The organism is Bacillus sp. NPDC093026, assembly GCF_044754665.1.
Classification (GTDB): domain Bacteria; phylum Bacillota; class Bacilli; order Bacillales; family Bacillaceae; genus Bacillus; species Bacillus maqinnsis.
The window spans coordinates 95,832-116,230 of record NZ_JBIVPN010000002.1 but is presented as its reverse complement, the minus strand read 5'-3'; the positions used below and the strand labels follow the sequence as shown (position 1 = coordinate 116,230).

The following is a 20,399-nucleotide window of genomic DNA, read 5'->3' as shown; positions in this document are numbered from 1 at the left end:
AAAAGACTGGGGGATTTTCACCCTAGTCTTTACCGATTGTATGAATTCTACAAGAAACTTCTCTTAGGCGTTAATTTAACTATCAGCTATTGCATATGATGAAATCATGCAAAACCACTTCTCTATTCATAACAACTAAATAAGGGCAGATGTTGATTGAACAAAAAAAGTAGTCATTCGACTACTTTCAGACCTTCGTCATACCCTTTTTCTAAAGAAACATATTGAAGAAAAAGGGATTTTTCGCTTTCATTCATTAAAAGATAGACCGCTCTCTCTTTATTTTCCTAATACAAGCTCATGTAGCACATGGGCGACTCCAGCATCATTATTGGATTTTGTTACGACATCAGCGACTGTTTTTACATCATCAATAGCATTTGCCATTGCCACACCACAGCCTGCAAACTCCAGCATCGACACATCGTTCCCGTTGTCTCCAATCGCCATCACTTCTTCACGAGTAATACCAAGCTCCTCTGCAAGAAGCCGAACAGCGTTTCCTTTGCTCACTTCAGGATGCAGAATTTCAAGAAAGTACTCAGTGCTTTTCACCATCATATACTTGTCCTTCACCTCGGAAGGAATGGCTTGAATCGTTTTTTCCAATCGTTCCGGCTGATCAATATACATCATCTTCGGCAGTCTCATCGCTTGATCCGCCTCTTCTACAGGCAAATATTTAAGTGGTAATTTTGTTAAATAAGATTCAAGCACCGTGTACTCGCTAATATCACGATTCGGTGTATACAAATGAGCTGAATCGAAATAATGCATAGGTGTATCCAGTTGACGACTCAGCTCATACAGTAATTTCAAATCAGCGTAGGATAAAGTCAGCTCTGACACGACTTCGTTTGTATGGCTATTTTGCACAAGTGCACCATTATATGCGATCACATAGTCTCCCTCTTGATTGAGCTGAAGCTCTTTTAAATAGCGGTTGACTCCGCCGATTGGTCTACCTGTACATAAAACAATCTTGACTCCCTCTGCCTTCGCCTGTTGAATGGCTTCAAATACAGCATCTGGAACCATGTGATGATCATTTAATAACGTGCCATCCATATCAATTGCGATTAATTTATACATTGGCTACTCCCCTTTATCAGCAAAAACGTGCTGTCACTATTTTAGCAATCATAAAAATGTTCACATTTTACACATACTATTTACCTATTTTAGCCTATCGTTTTTTTCTCTCGCCGTCTACTTGTTCTCACCTGTAACAAAATTCATTGATCTCTACTCCATTATAATGCATTCTTTGTTCTCGCTTTAAATCAAGTGTCTTCATCTTTTACTAGAGGGAAGTTGTCGAAAATGTCTGGTGTACATTTTGAAACCAATCGTTTTTACGAAAATGAAGGAGTCCTTCCCGAGACAAAACGAGCGCATAATGGCTATCGTTTATATGATCAAAAATACGTTCTCATGCTATCCTTTATCACTGAAGCAAGAAAGTTAGATTTCTCATTAAAAGAAATTCTCATTTTACTGTTTGAAAAACAGAAGCTGAACAGCTACTTGAACAAAAAGTAGAAGATATTCAAAGAACCATTCAAGAGTTGAAGAAGAGGAAAGCTGCCATTCAGTTGTTAATGAAACAAACATTAGCCAACATTAGCAAATTGTAAGAGCTATCAAAGAATGTGCCAGTGATTTGATGACTAGCACACTTCATCTCGCAGGCAAAGAAGACACTCTTTAACACTTTCTATTTCAACATCAGGTATACTAGAGGCAGATTCACCTGACATCAAAAGAACGAAAGGGGTTTGAATAGAATGAGAATCGCAACAATCGGTACGGGTGTGATTGTGGAAGAGTTCCTACAGGCCATTGAACAGCTTGAAGGCGTCTCATGTCACGCTGTCTATTCAAGAAAAGAAGCGACTGCAAAACAGCTCGCTGATCAATTTGGGGTTCAAACCACCTATACAGATTTGTCCGCTATGCTGCAAGACCCTGACATTGATGTGGTCTATATCGCATCACCTAATTGTCTACATAGCGAGCACGCCATGGCTGCATTGAAAAGCGGAAAACATGTGATTTGTGAAAAGCCTTTCACCTCTACTGTCAAAGAGCTGGAAGCCTTAATCGCACTCGCAAAAGAAAAACAGTTGTTGTTATTTGAAGCCATTACAACCGTTCATATGCCGAACTATCATTTAATTAAAAAGCACCTTCATGAATTAGGCAGGATTAAACTAGTGCAATGCAACTATAGTCAATACTCAAGTAAATATAATCGTCTTCTAGCAGGTGAAACGCCGAATGTCTTTAACCCAGAATTCTCTGGCGGCGCTCTGATGGACATTAATATATATAATGTTCATTTCATCATGAATCTCTTTGGCACACCGGAACAAGTTCGCTACCAAGCCAATCGCCACCCAAATGGCATTGACACATCTGGTATTCTGACCTTCACTTACAATGATTTCATTGCTACAAGTGTCGGCAGTAAGGATACTAACAGCATGAACTTCGCATTGATTCAAGGAGAAAAAGGTTTCATGCATGTAAAAAATGGCGCAAATGGCTGTGAAGAAGTACTGCTGCATGTCAATGACCAAGTGATTTCACTTAATGCACAAACGAATGCAAATCGTCTATTTTATGAAGCAGAAGCATTCCAGCACATCATCGAAACAAAGAATCAAGAACAGTGTTATGCATGGTTAGACGAGAGTCTTTCAGTCATGAAAGTTCTCGAATCAGCAAGAAAAGATGCAGGCATTGCATTCCCTGTTGATCAACAGCCATCCTCATAACAAAAAACCGTCTTCTGATCGGAAGGCGGTTTTTGATGTCAGATACGCATTTTTCATAAATGATATGGTGAGAGATGATAAATGTTTTTTTATTTTAGAATTCAAATCGAAGAAAAGGTAATACATGTTTAAATTGATAAATTCAACTGACATTTTGTCTGAAAAATCTCTTTTTTTATATTGACACTTACGTCATGAAAAAAGAAAATGGAACTTAAGCATTTTGTTAAAGAAGAAAAAGGAGAACGTCATGAGCGCGAATCAGGAACAACAAGAGTTAAAAAAGCTATTATCGCCACGTCACATTCGCATGATTGCAATGGGCGGGGTCATTGGTACAGGAATTTTTAAAGGAAGTGCCGATACAATCGGTTTAGCGGGTCCTGGAGTGATCTTTTCATATGTATTTGCCGGATTATTACTTCTCATTGTTATGGCTGCATTAGCTGAAATGGCCATCGTTTATCCGGGGAACAATCTTCGCGACCTTATCCAAATTGCGCTTGGTCAACGTTTTTCATATGTTGTCGGTTGGGTCTACTGTTTTATGTGGCTAACTGTGTGTGTCATCGAAATCATTGCAGCAGGAAGCTTACTACAATACTGGATGCCACATGTGCCGCTATGGTCACTCTGTTTACTTTGCTCGCTGTTAGTCATCGGAATTAATTTAAATCATGTAAAATATTTTGGGGAAATTGAGTTTTGGTTCGCTGGAATGAAGGTTTTTGTTATTATTGCCTTTATTATTCTCGGTGCAGCATTATTATTTGGGATCATTCCTAACGAACAAAACACGCCAGCTCTCACCAACTATCAAAACTTCATTCCAAACGGATGGGGAGCCGTGTTTGCATCACTACTAGTCGTCATATTCTCTTACGGAGGATCTGAATTGATAGGGATGACGATTACAGAAACAAAGGATGCTGAGAAGGTTTTACCTGGTGTTGTGAAAAGTATGATGTGGCGTATTATCTTATTTTACACACTGCCGATTTTAATTATTTGCGGACTGATACCATGGAATCAAATTGATCCAAATAACAGTCCTTTTGTTCAAGTGTTTTCAGCTGCTGGTATGCAAGGCGCATCTCACTTCATTAATTTCGTATTAATTACAGCTGTCCTTTCTGCTGCCAATTCAGGCATTTACGGAACAACGAGAATGATTCATTCCTTATCAAAATCAGACGGCGGTCCGAAAAAGCTGGCACAAGTCAATAAAAAAGGCGTGCCGATATTGAGTTTGTGGGTGACAGTCCTATTCCTTTTAGTTGGAACATTCTTTGCTTATTTGTATCCAGAGCAAATTTTCAGCTATATGCTTGCCATTCCTGGCTTTGCGGTCTCTCTTATTTGGATTAGTATTTGTCTCGCTCATTTGAGACTGCGTCCAAGATATCCAAAAGAGCCATACTTCAAGGTTTGGCTGTTCCCATATTTGACTTTATTTGCAGGTCTTGTGCTAAGTGTGAGTTTTATTTTGTTCCTATTCAGACAAGAAAACCTGCCTAGTTCGATCATTAGCATTGGCTTCTTAGTCGCCGCAATCATTGCTTCTTTCTTAATGAAGAAGAAGGCTTAAATAGAAAAAACCCGCATGATTAGCGGGTTTTTTAATTAGCTTCAACTACTTCAAAATCAATTGACGCTTTTCGGATACCATTGATGATGATCGTTAGCGTATGTATGCCTGCATAATGCTTTCTCGTCGTCATATTCTGAAAGGACTGCGACCTAACAAATTCTCTATGTAGGGCCGAATCGGTTTCAAATTCAGTGATTTTAAACACCTTTTGATTGCGCGTACCACGAGATTTTACATAATCAATGGCATACTCCACGCGCAACTTCAATGGTTTTTCGGCATGAAGAGTGAAATGAAAGGTCATGGTCTCTCCTAAACGAATGGAATCGTGTTCCAGCTTCAAATCTGTCACCTGAATGGACGGATCATCTCCATAACCAAACAGGGCCATGATATCTGGATCACCCTTTTTCAATAAAGTACGGCACGCATGTTTGACAATCCAATTCGTACGGTCATTGGCTCCATACCATTTCTTAACCGTTTGCTTCATCAGATCAGGCTGTAAAGCAGATATGTCATTTAAGTGATTGGCTACGCTTTTTTGCACATATCGGGCAGGATCAGACTTCAAGTTCTCCAAAATGGGCAACGTGACCGAAGGATCTTTTTTGAGTGCAGGAACGGTCAAACCCCATGGTAAACGTGGTCTGCACCCCTCACTGGCAAGTCTTCGGATATGCTCATTTTTATCCTGTGACCACACAAGCATATGCGCCAGCATTTTTTCTTGATTTTTGATAAGGAAAGGTCGTACTGCAAACTCAGAGGTAGAAAAAAGCGTAAAGAATTCAAGCGCCTTGATAGAGACATCCCAATGCTTGAGTCCATACGTCTCTACAAAGTCCGGAAACACGAGCGCACTGAGTCCTGTAAAATGAGGAGCGACCTTACACAACACCTCAATCGCCTGCTCATAATCCTCTGGCAAACAGGCATGCATCGATTCTGTGACTCTTCTCATTCGTGCTTTTAATTCAAGTTGTGACCAATCCTTTTTTAGCACAAGCTGTTGAAACCGATCAGCATCAAATACTGACGATTCTTTTGATAGTTCCTTCGCTAAATTTTGAATAAATGACTCATGATATACGTTTTTTAATGGTTCGATCGTTTCCGCCCCCCACATGTCCATATCATCATTTTAACCCAAATGGAAAGAGAAGCATCGTCGCAGGCTCAAAAAAAGCCACAGTTCCACAGGAACTGGGCTTTTGGACAAGCTACATAAACGTATTAATAATCATAATAAATGCAATTGCACTAACGGAAATAATCGTCTCCATAGCCGTCCATGTTAGGAAAGTCTCTTTAATTGTCATGCCAAAGTACTCTTTAATCAACCAAAAACCTGAATCATTCACATGAGACAAGATCAAGGAACCAGCTCCTGTTGCTAAAACAAGAAGTTCCCTACTGACATCTGGCATTGAATCAGCAATTGGCGCGACAATCCCAGCGGCAGTCATCATAGAAACGGTAGCAGATCCGGTCGCGACACGAATCACCGCAGCAATCAGCCAACTAAGAAAAATAGGTGAAACAGGTGAATGTTTTGCTAAGTCCGCAATGTACTCACCAACACCCGAATCAATAAGGACGTTATTAAAAGCACCCCCCGCTCCAATCACAAGAAGAATCGACGCAATCGGTCCTAAGCATTCATTACTAAATGCTAAGACACGATCACGGCTGATACCTTGCAAGAAGCCTAGACTAAAGAAAGAATAGACGGTAGCAAGTAGCAAGGCTGTAATAGGATCTCCTATATACTTGAAGACCTGAAACCATGTACTTTTCTCTGGCAGAATGATATCTGCCAATGTGGCCAGCAACATTAACATTACCGGTACCAAAATCGTAAACATTGTATTTGCAAAGCCAGGAAGCTTTCTATTTTCATTCCGTTCGGTGAATTGTTTTTTCAACATCTCCGGAACCGGTTTATGTATCCGCTTACCAATCCACTTGCCGTAAAGAGGTCCAGCAATAATGGCTGTCGGCAAACCGACGATCATTGAAAAGAAAATCGTTTTGCCTACGTTTGCGTCGTAGATGCCCACCGCTGCCATTGCGGCAGGATGAGGTGGCACAAGGCCATGGACAACAGACAACCCAGCAATTAACGATATCCCAATCGTAACCAATGAAATGCCCGTTTCAATCGCAATGGTAAATAGTAAAGGAATGAGAAGAACGAAGCCTACTTGGAAAAAGACAGGTATTCCTACGATAAAGGCTACGAACATCATTGCCCAATGAACATTCTTTGTCCCAAATCGGCTAAGTAATGTCTGAGCAATCCGCTCAGCTCCCCCTGATTCAGCCATCATTTTCCCAAGCATTGTGCCAAGTGCAAGGACAATGGCCAGCAAAGATAAGGTATTGCCTAATCCCGTTTTAATCGATTGAATGATCTCCTGCAAGTCCATTCCTGTAGCAAAGCCAACTAACATGGAGGTAATAATTAAACTAACAAATGGATTCAATTTAACAACTGTAATAAGAATGAGTAAAAGGACAATCGCCGCAACCACGATGAATAAAAGCATGCTCTCCCACCTTCTCCCTGATGTTTAACGGTCTTGCTTTAATTGAAACGCACTAATGACTTCAAATTCACCCTTCAGTTTGTCATACAAACGTTCATACAAATAAAATAGCTCTATGTACGTCTCACTGCTCTTCATATCTGGTTCATGGCGAGCAGATACCCGAATCCAATCTTGAACTTCTTCAATCTCTTCCATATGACCTAAACTATGAAGGGCTAAGACGGCAGCCCCAAACGCCGAAGCTTCATAACTTTCTGGCACAAGTACTTCCCTTCCCATCATATCCGCTAAAATTTGCCGCCACAGCGGAGACCTCGCAAATCCACCCGAAGCTCGCACATCCTTTGCTGGTCCTGTCAAATCTCTTAATGCGACGCCGATCGAGAAGACACTCATCATCACGCCTTCTAACACTGCTCGTATAAAATGCTCTCGCTTATGCTGAAGACTGATACCAAAAAATGTGCCTCTCGCATTTGGATTCCAATACGGAGCACGCTCACCTGTTAAAAATGGCAAAAACAGTAGCCCCTCTGAACCGGCAGGAACCTTTTCAGCAATATCAATCATCAGATCATAAGGATCCACACCAAGACGCTTTGCGACCTCTACCTCAGAAGATGCGAATTCATCTTTTAGCCACCTCAGCATGATACCGCCATTATTGGTTGGTCCTCCAACGACCCAATGCTTGTCTGTCAGTGCATAACAAAACGTTCTTGATTGTTCATCTGTCACCGGCTGATCCACAACTGTGCGGACAGCTCCGCTTGTACCGATTGTGACCGCCACTTCCCCCTTACCAATTGCGCCTACACCGAGATTTGCTAGAACACCATCATTCGCACCGACCACAAATGGCGTGTCCTCTGAAATCCCCATCCGCAATGCAATCTCTGGTTGAAGTCCTCTAAGTTGATGGGTTGTTGGGACAAGTTCAGATAACTGATTTGCATGAATCCCAGCAATGCGGAGTGCTTCCTCATCCCATTGAAGCGTTTTCAAACGAAACAGACCTGTCGCCGATGCGATTGAATAATCCACGACATACTGACCAAAGAAATGATAGAGAATATATTCCTTAATAGAAATAAACTTCGCTGCCTGTTGAAACAGTGCAGGTAACGTTTCCTTTATCCATAATATTTTTGAAAGCGGTGACATTGGATGGATCGGTGTACCTGTTCTTTTATAAATGTGGAAGCCATTCATATCTGTGTTGATACGCTTCGCTTGTTCAGCACTTCTATTATCAGCCCAAATGATACTATTCGTTAAAGCTTTTCCATACTGATCCATCACAATTAAAGAATGCATCGCTGTACTCATTCCAACGCCTATAACATGTTTTGCATCAAATTTCGCTTTCGTCAAGGCGCCCCTTACGCTGGCAATCACCGCCTCCAATATCTGTTCAGGATCCTGCTCAGCCCATGCTGGCTGTGGCTGAATGAGGTCATAATGAACCGAGTGCTTTGATATCACTTTCCCTCGCAACCCAAACAGAACCGCCTTTGTACTTGTTGTTCCAATATCCAAACCAATTACCGCCTGGTTTCCATTCATCTGTATCACGCCCAATCATTGATTTGAAATAGATTTGAAGTGTTGACCCCTGTTAAATCCCATTATAGGAATATTTTTTTTGACATTCAATGATTGAAAAGAAAATTATTTTCATCCAAAACCTCAAAATCGTTACCACATCAGCTTTTTTCACTATAAGAAAAAATTTTTTTTAAAAATATTACACTCTTTTTTGAGAAATTGTTTCTCTCATTTGCTTTAAGTTTGTTAATGTTTCTTCCTGTCTTAAATGCGCAAGTGCAAAATAAAGGACATCGATGACAGTGAGCTGGGCAAGTCTTGCAGACATCGCTTCCGTTCGAAAAGCAGTTTCTTGAGTCGATGTATAAAGGGTCACATCTACGAGCTGGCTCAATGGTGAACGCTGATAACTTGTAATGCCAATGGTTTTGGCTCCTTTTTGTTTGGCTATTTTCATTGCATCGAGTAAGTCCTTGTTTCTACCAGAATGAGAGATACCGATGACTGTACTGTTTTGATCAAGTAGACCTGCGGACATCACTTGAAAATGAGAATCCGTATGAACGATACAATTGATGCCAGTCCTCATAAATTTATGAAAAGCATCTGTCGCAATGAGGCCAGACCCACCGCTCCCATAAAACTCTATTCGATCTGCACGATGAATCAATTGAATGGCTTTTTCTACATCCTCAGGATTCAATAACTGAAAACTATCCTTCAAAGCAGATATATTTGCTTGAAATACTTTTTGCATAAAAATGGCTGTATCATCATCAAGACTCATCTCTTCATCCACATAATCAGGCTTTATTTGATCTATTTCCTGGGCAATAGCGATCTTCAAATCCTGATAACCCTCAAAACCAAGTCTTTTACAGAGACGAAAGATCGTCGCTTCTGAGCTCGCAGTTTTTTTCGCTAGCTCTACAATGGACAGGTGGATGATGTCGCGTGGCTCACTCGTAATATGTTCCGCAATTGCTTTTAACTTCGGCGACAATCCTCTGCTTGCTGCCCGAATTTTCTCAATACTACTTAAACTGACAGAAGCCAATTCATTCACTCCTTTATCATAATTGTGAACGTATACATTTCCTCATACTCCCATCTTATAAAAAAGAAGCCTGTTTGCACAGACTTCTTTTCTATGAATTCATAACATGTATAAATAGCTCAAAGAAAGCATCAGGATCTACATCCATACAAACTTGAACATTGCGCTCTTTCTCCCATTGATGCTGAAAGTCACATATCATCTGACCGTCGCAGAACTCACTCTTCGTCTCGACTTCTACATGGAAAGCCTCCGTTTTCACCAATTGTTTATCAATGGCAAGACTAACAGCAAGCGGATCATGCATTGCACAGGCCCATACGCCGTTCCGTTCAAAATACCGCCGACGGTAAAGCTCAGTACTCTCTCTTATGTAATTGGCTAATGTCTCATTTGTGATGGCATTAATCCGCTCATCCGTTAGCAGAACCTGTCTCGTCACGTCTAGTCCAACCTGTGTCAATGATGGAAAACCAGCTTCCAGCACCACTTTAGCAGCTTCTGGGTCTGCATATGTATTGAACTCAGCAACAGGTGTCACGTTTCCCTGTCCTTGCACAACTCCACCCATAAAAATCACTTCTTTGACATGATGAATAAGTTCCGGACATTTTTTTACTGCAAGTGCTAGATTCGTTAAAGGTCCTGTTAACACAAGAGTGACCTGTTTCGGATGCTGTAGCACCTGATCTATGATGAAGTCAGGAGCGAAGCCAGCATCTGCCGTTTTCTTAGGATAGACATCCTTTAAAGCACCGCCAATTCCATCCTCTCCATGCACCTGGTGCTCATAATGTGGCGCTCTCAAAAGAGGTGTTGCCGAACCTTTTACAACAGGAATATCGACTGCCTCTACCAATTCAAGCACTTTACATGTATTCAGTGTAGCGGCATCTACAGACACATTTCCGCAAACAGTCGTCACACCTAATATATCAAACTGCTGACTTTTTACTGCCAGTAAAATTCCGATGGCATCATCTATTCCTGTATCCACATCCAATATCAGTTTCTTGGCTTTTGTCATTGCTTAAACCTCTCCCTCATTTGAAAGTGTAATCAAATGCATCATAGCATAGGAGATACCATTTGTTTCTTTTTACCATTATATACTAATTAATCTTAATTGATTTTTATTTCGACGAAAATCTCCATCTATTACTATTTATTGTGATGAAAAAATAGATAACGTTTCTACTCTTTTTCTCCAATGTCCTTTAAATACTGTTCTCGTTCTTTTTTCGAGAGACTTTTCAAGAAGTTTTCCTTCAATTTTGGATCAAAATCATCCCAGTTCTCATAACGATCTGCTAAACTCAGGTGAATAACTCATCGAACCTATTTTGTTAGATCTATACTGTAACGACGCAGAGAAATCAAACTTCTCTGGTTCATCATTTACATATCCATTAACGACAATATCACCCATAGGGTTGATGGTCACATCTTTTTCAAATGTGATAGTTTTAATAAAGTGATGAATGTCTCTTTTATGTAAGTGTTCTTCAATTTTAGGCTTCATCTTTTCTGCAAATTCTTCCGCTTTTTGTTGATCGCTTTGTTCTTGCACGATATTCTTTTCTCCTGAATCGTTTGATTTTTTTGCTTCTCATGATGGAGAATAAGTAATGCCACTGAAATGATCATGAGAAAAATCAAAACAAACACAATTTTTAATGTATTTCTCATTAGTAAAATTCCACCTTTAAACATTATAATATATGATCATTTATAGATAAGTCCTGACTTATAATAGATATTTACCCCACTCTATAATATAATTATTATAATAAATATTACACTAATGTTAATTTTGACCAATTAACGAAAATGACATGACGCCTTCGCAACTGGTTGCCTTAAATGCAAAGATTCAAGAAGAACAAAAAGAAGCTCTTGCCTGGGCCATCCGTTACCAGCTTCAACTCGAATTTGCAGAAGACCGTAAAGAGGCTGAAGTCATTTTAGATCAGCTTGATACCCTTCACCAAAAAATCACTTATAAAAAGAAGCAAATTCAAAGTCATATGTCGGGTGCAGCAGAAAAAATAGAACAACGGCGCTCGATCCACGAACTAAAAGAAGATGTCAGATCAGTTATCAACTCTATCGGCATTTAAAGGGAAGCTGGAGATACATGAATCTTTTCCACTTTTCATTCGTATATATTAACAGATTGTTTGATTTGAAAGGAGAAGTGTTGTGGGATATATTTTGTTATTTTCGGTTGTGATCGGTCTTGTCTTGACCCTCCTGATCACGCCTCTTCGATTGATTGTGAGAAAGAAAGGTGCAGAAAATCAAGTACCGCTCGGCTGGATTGCTGGCCTCGCATTGATTTTTATCATCGGGATTTTTGGTTTCTATTACATCACTAATTTAGACCGGAACCTCTCATCACTATGGCTGATAGGACTTGTTGTGACGGCGGTAGGAGCCTTTTTTTCAGTAGGATTAGAACGGAAAATCAAAGGGATTTTGTTTCTGATCCTTTTGCTACTCGGTGCTTATATGGCAACAGCTTTTCTATTCAATGCGAATGAGAAGTTTGAGGTCTCCAAAATGGACCAAAAAGTGGAAATTAAAGCATTTGATGAGACAGAAACACCTGCAAGTGTCCCCCCGCAATTTGCTCGTAATAAGATGAAGAAATCATTCGGACAGGTACCGAACACGAGCTATTATGAACTTGGAAGCTTGCAAATTCAGAAGGTAAATGGGGAGTATGTTTACATCGCACCAGTTGAATTCTCAGATTTCTTTAAATGGATCAGATCAGGTAGTACGCCAGGTTACTTTACATTAAGTGCAACAGATTCATCTGCCAATCCAAAGTTTGTGAAAACAGAAATGGTCTATACACCTTCATCCTATTTCAACAAAGAAATAGAGCGGCATATTCGTCTCCAATATCCAGATTTGATTTTCTATGGAAAGACTCAGCTTGAAATTAATGACGATGGGAAGCCATATTACATTCAAACTTATGGCGATTTCATTTCTGCAAGAAACGGCTTTAAAGCTTCAGGCGTGGTTGTCGTAGATGCAAAAACCGGTGCCACCAAACGGTATTCTTTAGATCAAGTACCCGCTTTTATTGATGGTGCTGTTTCACCAGAGGCTGTCAGCCTGCAAAACAGTTATTTCGGAAATTATGTCCACGGATTCTGGAATAGTCTCTTTGGAAAATCAGATGTCAAATTACCTTCGGACGAGGGAACAGAAGCCAATGTAAGTCCAGTGTTTGATTCAAATGGAGACATGTATTACTTTACTGATTTCACCAGCCCAAAAGAGGGCGTTGATTCCATGCTCGGGTATGCACTGACAAATGCTCGGACAGGAAAAGCCACCTATTATACTGGGAATCTCGAAGAGTCCTACATGGATTCCCAAGGCGCTCAGCAAATAATTGAGAAACGCTTTATTGAGAAGAAATGGAAAGGTCGCATGCCAATTCTTTATAATTTCTATGGGGAAGCTAGCTGGCTCACACCTGTTCTCGATTCAAACGGGTTCCTGCAAAACTACTTTATTGTCTCAGCAGCAAACCCTGAAATCGCCGCCTACGCTTCGACACCGAACGAAGCACTGAGAGCCTATAAAACAGCCCTTCAAAAAAGCGGTGGCACAGTAAACGGCTCCTCTAAACAAGAAAAGAAAGACGCCACTGGCAAAGTCAAACGTGTGTATAAAGAAAAGACCGGTGATTATACAACGGTGACGTTCCTATTAGGCGATGGGAAAAACTACACGATGTCATCTGAAAAAGAACCTCTTGTGATTTACTTAAAAGAAGGTGACCAAGTGAAGATCAAATACACAGATACGGGTGAAATCTTCCTTCCAGTCGATGAGTTAAAAATCAAAGGATTGTAAAAAAAGACGTTTCTCCTAGCTTGGAGAAGCGTCTTTTCTCTCTTTTTTGAGCAATTCAACTAATAATTCCTTGTTCTTATTCCCGCCTGTCATCGGTGATTCGATATAAGAAAATTTTCGTTTAAAGTCCATTCCTCTGACTGAAATAACAGCTAGTTCGCCGCCAATACTTCCTCTTTGCAACACATATTTTGATAAAATCGATAAACCCATCCCATGGATGACGGCCTCTTTAATGGCTTGGTTACTGCTAAAGGTAACAAAGGTTCTCGCCTTGAGTCCATTTGATTTCAGCACATGCTGCAAGTATTCACCCGTACCTGAACCCTCTTCTCTCGTGATCCACGTTTCATTTTGCAATTGATCAATCGTGACATCCTTTTTCTTTGCAAATGGGTGATTCAATGGTGCAACAATGTATAGTTCATCCTCTAAAAAGGTTTCAACGGACAACTCTTTGTCATTCGTTTGACCTTCAATTAGACCAATATCTACATGGAACAAGCGGACATGTCTTGCAATCGCCTCTGTATTATCAATAACTACCTCAATATCTACATGAGGATACAGTTGATGAAATTCTGCCAATATATGCGGAAGCACATACTCACCGATAGTGAAACTTGCCCCAATTGTCAATTTTCCTCTCACCAGATGATGATGCTCATAAATATCCTGCTTCGCCTGTTCATATAAACGAATGATTTGCTTTGACCTGTGATACAACATATCCCCAGTAGGTGTGACTGTTAATTGCTTCGGCGAACGATTGAGCAGAACCGTCTGAAATTCCTGCTCCAAGTTCTTAATATGAAGACTGACACTAGGTTGAGAAATTCGCAACCTTTGGGCAGCTTTTGTAAAGTTTTTCTCCTCCACAACAGTCACGAATGTCTTCAATGCATCGTAATACATCTGTCCCTCTCCTATCAGAAATCTTAATCCATAACCTCCATAACATATATCTTACTAATTACTTGTCAACTCGTAAAGAATAGTGAAAAATGAAACATTTTAATAAAAATATTTACTCATTTTTTTAAAAACTCTATACTGAAAGGAGATATGTTCTATAGGAGGTGCTGAATTGGCAGCAAAAATAAAGGACATTGCCGAAAAAGCTGGATTATCAATTGCTACTGTTTCTCGTGTGCTTAACCAAGACCCGAATTTATCTGTCACGGATCAAACACGTGAGAAAGTATACGCAGCCGCCGAAGCTTTGTCTTATCAAAAAAAGACATTCAAACATTCATTAAAAAAAATCGCCTTTCTCTATTGGATGACTGAAAAGGAAGAGCTTGAAGATATTTATTTCAAATCAATCCGTCTTGGCATTGAAGAGCTTACCAAAACTCGGAGTTTAAATGTTACCGCTTACAATCCATCTGACGGTCTTCACGCGATTGATCCTTCTACTGAAGGAATCATTGCCATTGGCCGATTTAGCAAATCAGATCTTGATCACTTATATGCGATCACAAAGCACATCGTCTTTATTGATACGTCGCCAGACGAAGACCGCTTTGATTCGGTGAAGCCAAATCTAAAACGAATTGTTGAAAAAATTATTGATTCCTTTATCGAAAAACAGCACAACTCGATCGGATTCATTGGCGGGACAGACCTTGATCTCAATACAAATTTGCATATTCCAGATATTCGCGAAATAACCTTCCGTCAATATATGACGGCACAAGGTTTATTAGATGAACGATTGATATACATTGGTCATCACTTCTCTGTAGATGAAGGATACTCGCTCATGATGAAGGCGATAAACGAGCTCGGTGATGACCTGCCGACCGCTTTTTGTGTGGCCAGTGATCCCCTTGCCATTGGTTGCCTACAGGCTTTGAATGAGCGCGGCTTTTCTTTGCCGAATCGAGTCAGTGTTTTTAGCATCAATGATATTCATGTATCTCAATATGTCTCACCACCGCTCACAACCTATCACATCCATACATCTTTGCTTTGTGAAACAGCGGTCGACTTACTTTTAGAAAGGCTTGTTGACGGGAGAACATTAACGAAAACAGTGCTTATTGCCTCAGAACCTGTATTTCGAAAAAGCACGATATAAACAGTAAGAAGCCCAGCCACATCAGGAGGGCTTCTTTTCTCTACATATGAGTAAAAAATTTTACTTAATAAATTTAATAAAATATATTTACTTTTTTTACTTAAGTTGTTATTCTCACATTAAGAAAGCGTTTTCTTATTATCTGTGAAAAAAGAACGAGAGGGGATTACCTATGAAAAAGGGACAATGGGCGAAATTATCAGCAGTCGTTGGTACTGCTGTTCTTCTGCTTTCAGCATGCGGACCAGGAGATGACAATACAAGTAGTACACAGCCAGCATCTACAGGTACAAAGACATTGCTAGTTTGGGAGGATGTCAAAAAGTCTGACGGGATAAAAGACGCTGTAAAGGAATTCGAAAAACAAAACAACGTGACAATCAAAGTGGTCGAAAAAGCGTATGCCGATCAAATTGAAGCACTTCGTCTTGATGGGGCGGCAGGGACAGGTCCAGATGTGATCACCATGCCTCATGATCAAATTGGATCAGCCGTAACAGAGGGATTATTGCAGGAAATAAAACCTGATCAAAAGGTGCTCGATACCTTTACAGATGAAGCCATTCAATCACAAACGGTGAATGGCAAACTATACGGTTTACCGAAATCTGTCGAAACAACAGTGCTTTTCTACAATAAAGACCTTGTGAAAGAAGCACCGACCACACTCGATGGCTGGTATGACCTTTCTAAGAAGCTAACAAAGGATGGGAATTACGGCTTTGTTGCCAAATGGGATGAAATTTACTACGCACAAAGTGTGTTAGGGGGCTCAGGCGGCTATATTTTCAAACAGAAGCGTGATGGCTCCTATGATGTGAACGATATCGGTCTTAATCATGAAGGCGCTATTAAAGGCGGGCTATACATTCAGAAATTTTTTAGCGAAGGGCTTTTCCCGAAAGGCATTATTGGTGAACAAGGAATCAATGTCCTGAACTCCTTATTCACAGAGAAAAAAGCCGCTGCAGTCATTTCTGGTCCATGGTCATTCGGTCCATATCAAGAGGCTGGCATTGACTACGGTGTATCTGAACTACCTACACTCCCTAACGGAAAGCATATGAGCTCATTCTTAGGAGTCAAGAGCTACAACGTCTCCTCTTACTCTAAAAATAAAAAACTCGCTGAGAAGTTTATTGAATTTGTCACAAACGAAAAGAATTCGAAAAAACGCTTTGAAGTCACCGAGGAAATTCCACCAGTGAAAAAATTGATGAAAGATCCAATCATTACAGAAAACGCGAATGCTGATGCCGTATCAAAACAAACAAAATATGCCTCGCTGACACCGAACAATCCAGAAATGGCAGAAGTGTGGAAGCCTATTGACAGTGCATTAGGACTAATTGCCACCGGCCAAACTGATGTGAAAAAAGCATTTGATGATGCGGTGAAACAAATTGATTCTCAAATCAAAGCAAATCATTCCAAATAACACATTTCAAGGGCAGTCTTGCGTACAAAGAGCTGCCCGTGTTTCATCATAATTTAAACATGAAGTAGGTGTTAGACGTGACGGGTAACCTTGAACTAGACCGCACACATACAGTTGAATCAACAACACATCGGAAAAAGGCGCTATTGTTCTCCTTTATACCCGGAATGGGGCAAATATACAACAAACAGTATGGCAAAGGGGCACTCTTTTTCCTATTCGGTATCTCTTTTCTCGTTGTGTTTTATGATTTATTCAATATTGGCTTCTGGGGACTATTCACACTCGGTACAATGCTGCCTCGTGACAACTCTGTTTTCCTTTTAGCAAAAGGAATTATTGCTCTTTTAACAGTTGGATTTGGTATCGGCTTTTACGCACTCATGATTCGTGATGCGTTTATGAATGGGAAAAAGCGTGATCAAGGAATTCCGCTTCATTCTATACGTGCACAATACCATCTGCTCATCGACCAAGGCTTCCCTTATTTAATGAGCTCTCCTGCTTTCTTTTTACTTCTGTTTTCTGTTGTCTTTCCTATTATGTTTAGCTTTGCGCTTGCATTTACGAACTACGATTTATACCACTCACCTCCTGCCAATCTCATTGATTGGGTCGGTTTGAAGAACTTTCAAAATATCTTTTCGATCGACATTTGGAGAAACACCTTTATTGATGTACTCGGATGGACAGTCGTGTGGACATTGGCGGCTTCGACGCTTCAATGTGCAGTCGGCATCTTTCTTGCCGTGTTGCTGAACCAGAAGGATTTAAAAGGAAAGCGATTTTTTAGAACGATTTTGATTCTGCCTTGGGCTGTTCCAGGCTTTGTAACCATTTTGGTTTTTGCAGGGCTGTTCAATGATACATTTGGAGCGATCAATCATACACTCTTTGCGTCGATTGGCATTGATCCTAAGCCTTGGCTGACAGATCCCTTTTGGAGCAAAATTGCATTAATTGCAATGCAGACTTGGCTTGGCTTCCCGTTTGTTTTTATTATGACAACCGGTGTTTTGCAAGCAATACCAGAAGATTTATATGAAGCTGCGACTATTGACGGAGCAACCTTTATTCAGAAGTTCCGCTCGATCACTTTACCGCTTGTGCTCTATTCAATTGCACCTATTTTGATTACGCAGTATACCTTTAACTTTAACAACTTTAATATCATTTACTTATTTAATGGCGGAGGACCGCCTATTGCAGGTTCGACAGCCGGGGGAACCGACATATTGGTTTCTTGGATTTACAAACTGACTATGCAGTCCTCTCAATATGCGCTTGCTGCCGCTGTCACGATTTTACTATCTATATTCGTCATTGCCATTGCACTCTGGCAGTTCAAAAGAACCAATTCATTCAAAGAGGAGGACATGATGTGATATGGGGTCAAAACAAAAGAAGCTCGTTCGCCTGAGTATCACTTATTTTATCCTTTTGATCGTCACCGTCTGTGTGATGTATCCACTTCTTTGGACAATCGGCGCATCGTTTAATCCTGGGAACAGCCTCATGAGCACAAGCATGTTTCCTAAAAATCCAACATTCAGTCACTACACCGAACTGTTCTTTGGTCAAGGGGCACTTTATGCAAAATGGTACTTGAACTCAATGAAGATCAGCATTGCCACAATGATTTTAACACTGATTCTTGTCAGCTTTACAGGCTATGCCTTTTCCAGATTTCGTTTCAAAGGACGGAAAAATGGGCTGATGCTCTTTTTGCTGCTGCAAATGATTCCTCAATTTTCAGCGCTAATTGCGATTTTTGTTCTTGCCCAAATGCTTGGACTCATTAACAGTCACCTTGCGCTCATTTTAATTTATGCAGGTGGACAAATCCCAATGAATACGTATTTAATGAAAGGCTATCTTGATGCGATTCCGAAAGATTTAGATGAATCAGCAAGAATGGATGGTGCAGGACACTTTCGGATTTTTATCCAAATTATTATGCCGCTTGCCAAACCAATTTTAGCCGTTGTCGCCATCAACTCATTTACTGGACCACTGGGTGATTTCATCATCTCAAGTGTCATTGTTCGCTCACCCGAAATGTATACGCTCCCAATTGGTCTGTATAATCTCGTCTCAGACAAAATGGGTGCCAGCTACACGACCTTTGCAGCCGGGGCTTTACTCATTGCCATTCCAGTCGCTTTATTGTTTCTTGTTTTACAAAAACAATTTGTATCCGGCCTCACGCAAGGCGGTACAAAAGGATAAGGAGAGATTTGATGAAGAAATGGGTACTCGTCAGTGTTGTTGTTTTCTTTTTTATGGGGTTAGGTGTTCTACCTAAAGCAAAAGCAGCAGATACGATTTCTGTTAGACCCATTAATGGACTACAAAGCGACTTCATCAAAGGGGCAGATATCTCTATGCTCGCTGAAGTCGAGAAAAGTGGCGGCCGTTACTATGATCAGAACGGGAAGCAGATTGATCCACTCAAACTCATAAAGGATAAAGGGGTTAACTACGTGCGTATCAGGCTTTGGAACAATCCATACGACAACCAGGGGCGTGCCTATAATGGCGGAACAAACGATTTAAACACAGCCATTGCTTTATCGAAACGAGCAAAGGCACTTAACATGAAAGTGCTGCTTGATTTTCATTATAGTGACTTCTGGACCGACCCTGGTAAGCAGTTCAAACCAAAAGCTTGGGCTTCCCTGTCACAAAGCGATTTAGAAAAAGCTGTCGGCACTTACACAGGTGATGTGCTCAAAGCGATGAGAGCACAAAATGCCCTGCCAAATATGGTACAGGTCGGGAATGAATTAAACTCAGGTATGCTGTGGCCAAACGGCAAAAGCTGGGGTGAAGGCGGCGGTGAATTTGACCGGCTCGCTGCTTTGCTAAAGGCTGGTACAAATGCAGTCCGCTCTGTCGATTCAAATATCAAGATCATGCTTCACCTTGCACATGGAGGGGACAATGGCGCCTCCCGCTGGTGGTTTGATGAAATCACAAAACGAGGCGTCTCCTTCGATACAATCGGCTTATCTTATTATCCTTATTGGGACGGCGGATTCAGTGAACTTTCCTCCAATATGAATGATATTAGTGCCCGCTACAACAAAGACGTCATTGTTGTAGAAACAGCCTATGGATTTACTACAGCAAATGGTGACAATCTAGAGAACTCGTTTAATCAAATTTCAGTGAATACAGTCGGCTATCCTGCCTCGCCTCAAGGTCAGGCATCTTATATACGAGATGTATCAGAAAAAATCTCTCAAGTGAAAAACAATCGCGGGAAGGGATTCTTTTACTGGGAACCGCTGTGGATTCCTGTAAAGGGTGCACCATGGTCCAGTCAATACGGTTTATCTTACATCCAAACAACCGGTACGGTCGGTAATGCTTGGGAAAATCAGGCTATGTTTGATTTCAACGGAAAAGCCTTACCTTCTCTTGATGTATTCAAACAAATGACACCGTAACCTGAAAAAGATAGGA

17 protein-coding genes and 1 pseudogene are annotated in these 20,399 nt (G+C 40.6%); 10 read left to right on the top strand and 8 right to left on the bottom strand.

The window, feature by feature from the left end; genetic code table 11:
* Window positions 1-279: 279 nt before the first annotated feature.
* Window positions 280-1,092: a sugar-phosphatase gene (yidA, locus tag ACIQCE_RS05455; protein WP_400493922.1), complete on the bottom strand. Its 813-nt coding sequence runs from the start codon at window positions 1,090-1,092 to the stop codon at window positions 280-282.
* Between the two features lie 231 nt (window positions 1,093-1,323).
* Between yidA and ACIQCE_RS05450 the strand changes: the two genes are divergently transcribed.
* The 3 genes from ACIQCE_RS05450 to ACIQCE_RS05440 all read left to right on the top strand — a co-directional run bounded on the left by ACIQCE_RS05450 (window position 1,324) and on the right by ACIQCE_RS05440 (window position 4,368).
* Window positions 1,324-1,542 carry a MerR family transcriptional regulator gene (locus ACIQCE_RS05450; protein WP_400493921.1) on the top strand — a complete coding sequence of 73 codons (219 nt, stop codon included), beginning with the start codon at window positions 1,324-1,326 and terminating at the stop codon, window positions 1,540-1,542.
* Between the two features lie 245 nt (window positions 1,543-1,787).
* The gene (locus ACIQCE_RS05445) at window positions 1,788-2,780 is read left to right on the top strand and encodes a Gfo/Idh/MocA family protein (RefSeq protein WP_400493920.1); all 993 of its coding nucleotides are present in this window, start codon (window positions 1,788-1,790) and stop codon (window positions 2,778-2,780) included.
* Between the two features lie 250 nt (window positions 2,781-3,030).
* On the top strand, window positions 3,031-4,368 hold the full coding sequence (locus ACIQCE_RS05440; protein WP_400493919.1) for an amino acid permease: 1,338 nt from the start codon (window positions 3,031-3,033) through the stop codon (window positions 4,366-4,368).
* A gap of 31 nt (window positions 4,369-4,399) precedes the next feature.
* On the opposite strand, the gene ACIQCE_RS05435 is transcribed toward ACIQCE_RS05440, so the two are convergent.
* The 6 genes and pseudogenes from ACIQCE_RS05435 to ACIQCE_RS05410 all read right to left on the bottom strand — a co-directional run bounded on the left by ACIQCE_RS05435 (window position 4,400) and on the right by ACIQCE_RS05410 (window position 11,220).
* On the bottom strand, window positions 4,400-5,500 hold the full coding sequence (locus ACIQCE_RS05435; RefSeq protein WP_400493918.1) for a DNA alkylation repair protein: 1,101 nt from the start codon (window positions 5,498-5,500) through the stop codon (window positions 4,400-4,402).
* A 94-nt stretch (window positions 5,501-5,594) separates the two neighbouring features.
* Window positions 5,595-6,923, bottom strand: a complete 1,329-nt coding sequence (locus tag ACIQCE_RS05430; protein WP_400493917.1) for a GntP family permease — start codon at window positions 6,921-6,923, stop codon at window positions 5,595-5,597.
* A gap of 24 nt (window positions 6,924-6,947) precedes the next feature.
* A complete protein-coding gene (gene gntK / locus ACIQCE_RS05425; RefSeq protein ID WP_400493916.1) occupies window positions 6,948-8,492 on the bottom strand; it encodes a gluconokinase in 1,545 nt (514 codons plus the stop codon).
* Between the two features lie 181 nt (window positions 8,493-8,673).
* Window positions 8,674-9,531 (bottom strand): MurR/RpiR family transcriptional regulator, encoded by an 858-nt coding sequence (locus tag ACIQCE_RS05420; RefSeq protein ID WP_400493915.1) that lies wholly within the window; start codon window positions 9,529-9,531, stop codon window positions 8,674-8,676.
* 91 nt (window positions 9,532-9,622) lie between these two features.
* Complete coding sequence (locus ACIQCE_RS05415; protein ID WP_400493914.1) at window positions 9,623-10,558, bottom strand: nucleoside hydrolase; 936 nt, start codon at window positions 10,556-10,558, stop codon at window positions 9,623-9,625.
* 167 nt (window positions 10,559-10,725) lie between these two features.
* Window positions 10,726-11,220 (bottom strand): annotated as a pseudogene (locus ACIQCE_RS05410) (DUF1433 domain-containing protein).
* Window positions 11,221-11,366: 146 nt separating this feature from the next.
* On the opposite strand from ACIQCE_RS05410, the gene ACIQCE_RS05405 reads away from it, so the two are divergent.
* Window positions 11,367-11,651 carry a hypothetical protein gene (locus ACIQCE_RS05405; protein ID WP_400493913.1) on the top strand — a complete coding sequence of 95 codons (285 nt, stop codon included), beginning with the start codon at window positions 11,367-11,369 and terminating at the stop codon, window positions 11,649-11,651.
* A gap of 82 nt (window positions 11,652-11,733) precedes the next feature.
* On the top strand, window positions 11,734-13,410 hold the full coding sequence (locus ACIQCE_RS05400; protein ID WP_400493912.1) for a hypothetical protein: 1,677 nt from the start codon (window positions 11,734-11,736) through the stop codon (window positions 13,408-13,410).
* Between the two features lie 15 nt (window positions 13,411-13,425).
* On the opposite strand, the gene ACIQCE_RS05395 is transcribed toward ACIQCE_RS05400, so the two are convergent.
* Entirely contained in the window at window positions 13,426-14,325 is a 900-nt protein-coding gene (locus tag ACIQCE_RS05395) for a LysR family transcriptional regulator (RefSeq protein ID WP_400493911.1), read from the bottom strand.
* 172 nt (window positions 14,326-14,497) lie between these two features.
* Between ACIQCE_RS05395 and ACIQCE_RS05390 the strand changes: the two genes are divergently transcribed.
* From ACIQCE_RS05390 to ACIQCE_RS05370, 5 genes are all read left to right on the top strand, one after another.
* Window positions 14,498-15,493, top strand: coding sequence for a LacI family DNA-binding transcriptional regulator (locus ACIQCE_RS05390; protein WP_400493910.1), 996 nt, complete (start codon window positions 14,498-14,500; stop codon window positions 15,491-15,493).
* 172 nt (window positions 15,494-15,665) lie between these two features.
* On the top strand, window positions 15,666-16,931 hold the full coding sequence (locus tag ACIQCE_RS05385) for an extracellular solute-binding protein (RefSeq protein ID WP_400493909.1): 1,266 nt from the start codon (window positions 15,666-15,668) through the stop codon (window positions 16,929-16,931).
* Window positions 16,932-17,098: 167 nt separating this feature from the next.
* On the top strand, window positions 17,099-18,316 hold the full coding sequence (locus tag ACIQCE_RS05380; protein ID WP_400494464.1) for a carbohydrate ABC transporter permease: 1,218 nt from the start codon (window positions 17,099-17,101) through the stop codon (window positions 18,314-18,316).
* A gap of 1 nt (window position 18,317) precedes the next feature.
* Window positions 18,318-19,160, top strand: coding sequence for a sugar ABC transporter permease (locus ACIQCE_RS05375; protein WP_400493908.1), 843 nt, complete (start codon window positions 18,318-18,320; stop codon window positions 19,158-19,160).
* An 11-nt stretch (window positions 19,161-19,171) separates the two neighbouring features.
* Entirely contained in the window at window positions 19,172-20,383 is a 1,212-nt protein-coding gene (locus ACIQCE_RS05370) for a glycoside hydrolase family 53 protein (RefSeq protein WP_400493907.1), read from the top strand.
* The last annotated feature ends 16 nt before the right edge of the window (window positions 20,384-20,399 follow it).

Coding starts and splice junctions, on each gene's coding strand:
- yidA (WP_400493922.1), bottom strand. CDS start 1,092: ATGTATAAATTAATCGCAATTGATATGGATGGCACGTTATTAAATGAT.
- ACIQCE_RS05450 (WP_400493921.1), top strand. CDS start 1,324: ATGTCTGGTGTACATTTTGAAACCAATCGTTTTTACGAAAATGAAGGA.
- ACIQCE_RS05445 (WP_400493920.1), top strand. CDS start 1,788: ATGAGAATCGCAACAATCGGTACGGGTGTGATTGTGGAAGAGTTCCTA.
- ACIQCE_RS05440 (WP_400493919.1), top strand. CDS start 3,031: ATGAGCGCGAATCAGGAACAACAAGAGTTAAAAAAGCTATTATCGCCA.
- ACIQCE_RS05435 (WP_400493918.1), bottom strand. CDS start 5,500: ATGTGGGGGGCGGAAACGATCGAACCATTAAAAAACGTATATCATGAG.
- ACIQCE_RS05430 (WP_400493917.1), bottom strand. CDS start 6,923: ATGCTTTTATTCATCGTGGTTGCGGCGATTGTCCTTTTACTCATTCTT.
- gntK (WP_400493916.1), bottom strand. CDS start 8,492: ATGAATGGAAACCAGGCGGTAATTGGTTTGGATATTGGAACAACAAGT.
- ACIQCE_RS05415 (WP_400493914.1), bottom strand. CDS start 10,558: ATGACAAAAGCCAAGAAACTGATATTGGATGTGGATACAGGAATAGAT.
- ACIQCE_RS05405 (WP_400493913.1), top strand. CDS start 11,367: ATGACGCCTTCGCAACTGGTTGCCTTAAATGCAAAGATTCAAGAAGAA.
- ACIQCE_RS05395 (WP_400493911.1), bottom strand. CDS start 14,325: ATGTATTACGATGCATTGAAGACATTCGTGACTGTTGTGGAGGAGAAA.
- ACIQCE_RS05385 (WP_400493909.1), top strand. CDS start 15,666: ATGAAAAAGGGACAATGGGCGAAATTATCAGCAGTCGTTGGTACTGCT.
- ACIQCE_RS05380 (WP_400494464.1), top strand. CDS start 17,099: ATGGGGCAAATATACAACAAACAGTATGGCAAAGGGGCACTCTTTTTC.
- ACIQCE_RS05375 (WP_400493908.1), top strand. CDS start 18,318: ATGGGGTCAAAACAAAAGAAGCTCGTTCGCCTGAGTATCACTTATTTT.
- ACIQCE_RS05370 (WP_400493907.1), top strand. CDS start 19,172: ATGAAGAAATGGGTACTCGTCAGTGTTGTTGTTTTCTTTTTTATGGGG.